The organism is Candidatus Hepatincolaceae symbiont of Strigamia maritima, from assembly GCF_055505085.1.
The window spans coordinates 1-3692 of record NZ_DBKDTU010000033.1 but is presented as its reverse complement, the minus strand read 5'-3'; the positions used below and the strand labels follow the sequence as shown (position 1 = coordinate 3692).

Annotated in this window: 4 protein-coding genes; all 4 read left to right on the top strand. The window is 32.5% G+C overall.

Features of this window, described 5'->3' with window-relative positions:
- On the top strand, nt 1-398 hold a 398-nt coding region (locus tag ACQCX0_RS00800; RefSeq protein WP_462562196.1), incomplete at its 5' end, for a phage protein Gp27 family protein.
- Nucleotides 398-1822: a phage terminase large subunit family protein gene (locus ACQCX0_RS00795; protein WP_462562195.1), complete on the top strand. Its 1425-nt coding sequence runs from the start codon at nt 398-400 to the stop codon at nt 1820-1822. The genes ACQCX0_RS00800 and ACQCX0_RS00795, both read left to right, overlap by 1 nt.
- Nucleotides 1823-1883: 61 nt before the next feature.
- Nucleotides 1884-3431, top strand: coding sequence for a phage portal protein family protein (locus tag ACQCX0_RS00790; RefSeq protein WP_462562194.1), 1548 nt, complete (start codon nt 1884-1886; stop codon nt 3429-3431).
- Nucleotides 3431-3692: hypothetical protein (locus tag ACQCX0_RS00785; RefSeq protein WP_462562193.1), on the top strand; the 262-nt coding region annotated here is incomplete at its 3' end. The genes ACQCX0_RS00790 and ACQCX0_RS00785, both read left to right, overlap by 1 nt.

Genomic DNA, 3692 nt, shown 5'->3' with positions numbered 1-3692 from the left:
ATAGTGGTATAACTATTTCTTGGGGAGGGTTAGGTAGGTATAAGCAGTCATTTGATGAGGAGATGAGAGATTTACAGGCAGTAAAAGAAATAGCTAATTTATTACCTGAGGATAGTGGATTTGATGAAGAGAGTAAATTACATAAACTACTAGCTAAAATTCTAACCAAGTCTATGTTACAGCTAACTATGGGCAAGGAGGTACCGGCAAAGGAGGTATTTTTCTTTGCAAAGTCCTTAAAGGAGATTATGTCTTCAACCAAAGATAGAGAAAAAATCCGTGAACAAATAGAGAAAGAAGTAAAAGAAAAAGTAATAAAAGATGTTGAGAAGGTAGCTAAGACAGAGGGTTTATCAGATAAAACCATTGCTAATTTAAAGAGAGCCTTAAGTTCATAATGTTATTAAAATACCAACAGAAGTTTTTAAATACCCATGCTAAAATTAAAATATGGCGTAAAAGTAGACAGATAGGAGCTACATGGACACTTGCTTGTAATAGTTGTTTAGTTTCAGGACGTAGTAATAAGGCTTATAATACATGGTTTTCTTCCACAAATAGTGAGGCAGGTAAATTATTTATTCAAGATGTGGGAGATTGGTCTTTAAAAATGAATACAGCCATTAGCACTTATTCATTAGAGGATAGACTGATAGATAAAGATAGAGACATAAAAGCCACTGGTGTAGATTTTATCAGTGGTAGAGGTGTTTATTCTCTGTCATCAAATCCAAACAACTTTAGGGGTAAAAGAGGTGATGGAATACTAGATGAGTTTGCTTTTCATGATAAGCAAAGAGAATTATGGAAAGCTGTAATGCCTATTACTCGCTGGGGTGGAAATGTATATGCTTTATCCTCAGTTGGGTTAGAGGGAGACTTTTTTGAAGAGCTGTGTGAAAAAGCTAAAACTACCAAGAATTGGTACTTTCAAGAAACTACTATTGAAGACGCTATTAATGATGGTTTAGTTGAAGCTATTTGGAAAGCTCAAGGTATCAGAAAAAAGCCAACACTTAAAGATAAAGGTACTTTTATACAAGGCATTAGGGAAGAGTATGTAGATGAAGAAAGTTTTTTACAAGAATATATGTGTATACCTGCATCAAGTGAAGCATCACAATGGTTAAGTTGGGATTTAATAACAGGGGTTGAAGATAAGGAAATTGCTATAAATGGTAGTAAATATAAGGGCGGTAAAACAGTAATAGGTAATGATATTGCAGCTAGAAAAGATAAATGGGTAGCAACAGTATTTGAGATAATAGGCGATGTAGCACATTTAGTTGATATGTTAATTATTACAAAAACCATGCAAAATGGCAGATTAAAGCCGACAAGCTTTGAGTATAAAGAAGATAGAATGAAGGAGTTGGTTAAAAAATATAATCCTTACAGAATATATGTAGATCAAACTGCAATGGGTGAAAAAGTAACAGAGGATTATAAAAAGCTCTTTGGTAGTGTCAGAGTTGAAGGGGTTATTTTTAATCAAAGCTCAATGGAAGAAATGGCAATTAATGCCAAGCAAAAGTTTGAAGATAAGAGGCTAAGATTGCCTTTTGCAAATGAGAATATTAGAAGTGATTTACGCTTAATAAAAAAAGAAATAGGTATAGGCAACAAGCTTAGATTTACTACTGCAAGAGATAAAAACGGGCATGGTGATATAGCTTGGGCAATATTCTTAGCACTGCTAGGTATTAAAAATAGATACACACCTTATAAATATAGACCAGTTAGTAAAGATAAAGGTTTTAAGAAATATGAAGCAGATTTTGAGAGAGCAAATTTTAAAAGAAATAGAAGAGAATTTTTCTAGCAGGACTAGTCCTGCACCTATTTATAAAGAAAAGACATATATTAATGGGAACAAGTAAATAATGGTAAGAAAAACTAAGAAAATATTCAACAAAGAAGAAGATAACAAAGCTAAAGGTTTGGAAAAAACTAAAATTAGAGAGCAAATCTCTAAACTTGCACCTGTTAGAAAGTCTGTTTTTCAATCCTCTCTTATAGGTTTAAGCCCTGTTAAATTAGCGAACATGTTAAAAGATGCAAAAGAGGGTAGAACTCAAGGCTTTTTAAGTTTAGCCGAAGAGATGGAAGAAAGAGATAGTCAATATAGAACGGTTCTTAATACTCGTAAATTGCAAGTAACCTCAACACCTTTTGGTTTAACTCAAGTAAAAGAAAGTGGTAAATCTAAAGAAATTTATGAGTTTACCCAAAGAATTATAGATGCACCCATATTTTCTAAAATGTTATTTGAGCTTTTAGATGGCTTGGGTAAAGGTTTTTCTGTAGTTGAAATAAACTACAAAGAACATAAGGGCAAGGTATTACCAAAGGAATATATCCACCACCCAGCAGAATGGTTTACTTATGATACAGAAAATAGAGAAGTAGTATTACTTGAAGATACAGATAAAACCTCACACCTTGACCCATTAAAAACTATAGTTCATGTACCAACACTAAAGTCAGGACTACCGGTAAGAAGAGCTTTGGCTTTTGCTGCGTGTTCTATTTTTATATTAAAAAACTATGGTATTAAAGACTGGGCGGCTATTTTAGAAGTATTTGGTATGCCAATAAGGGTTGGTAAGTATGGAGAAATGGCAACCGATGACGATATTAAACAATTAGCCGATGCAGTAGCAGGAATATGGACAGATACAGCAGCGGTAATAAGTGGAGATATGGATATAGAGTTTCAAAATGGTAATATTACAGGTAATGCCGACTTGTTTGAGAAGTATGTAAATTATTTAGATGCTCAGCTTAGCAAAATTGTACTAGGTCAAACTATGACCACAGATAGTGGCAGTAGTTATTCTCAAGCAGATGTGCATCAAAATACGCAAGATTATATTAGAAAAGCTGATTGTTTATACCTTGCAGAAACAATTAATAATGGTCTTATTATACCACTTATTAACTATAACTTTGGGAAACAGGAAGAGTATCCACAACTTGTAGTTAATTTCTCTAAAGAAGAAGATAAAGCCCAGCTTGTGAGTATAGTTACACAAATAGCACCATTTGTTAAGGGTAAAATATCAGTAAGTAATTTACTTGAAAGATTAGGGTTACAAGAGCCAACAGGTGATGATGATTATTTAGATATAAGCTCACAGGTTGCTAGTTTTGGTTCTCCGGTATTTGCCCACTATAAAGGCAAAGATGTAGTTTTAAATGCAGAAGGAGATAGTATTGATAAACAAGTTGATACAGAGTTAGAAAATAGCAACTCTGTAATAAAGCCTATGATAGATGATATAGATAAGATTTTAAATGAAAGTGAAAGCATAGAAGATGCTATAAATAAAATTGAAAAGGCAAGTTTAGATACAAGTAAATTAGAAAGAAACCTTTTTAAATCAAGCATACAAGAAAGAGAAAAACTTAAACCAAAGGAGAAGAAATAATGACTACTATTGCCTGTAAAATTTATGATAATGAAATACATCTAGTAGTGGATACGAGAATAACTTCGGCTGGACATGTTAAAGATGATATGAAGCTAGAAAAAATTATTCATAATAACAATATATATATGGCATGTTGTGGAGATGCATCTAGTATTGTTTTTCTAGAGATTTTTAGTAGAACTAATATTCCAGAAAGTAATAATGTAAAGAATATTACAGAATTTCTACATAAGTTTTTTATTTACTATCGTGAAGCTA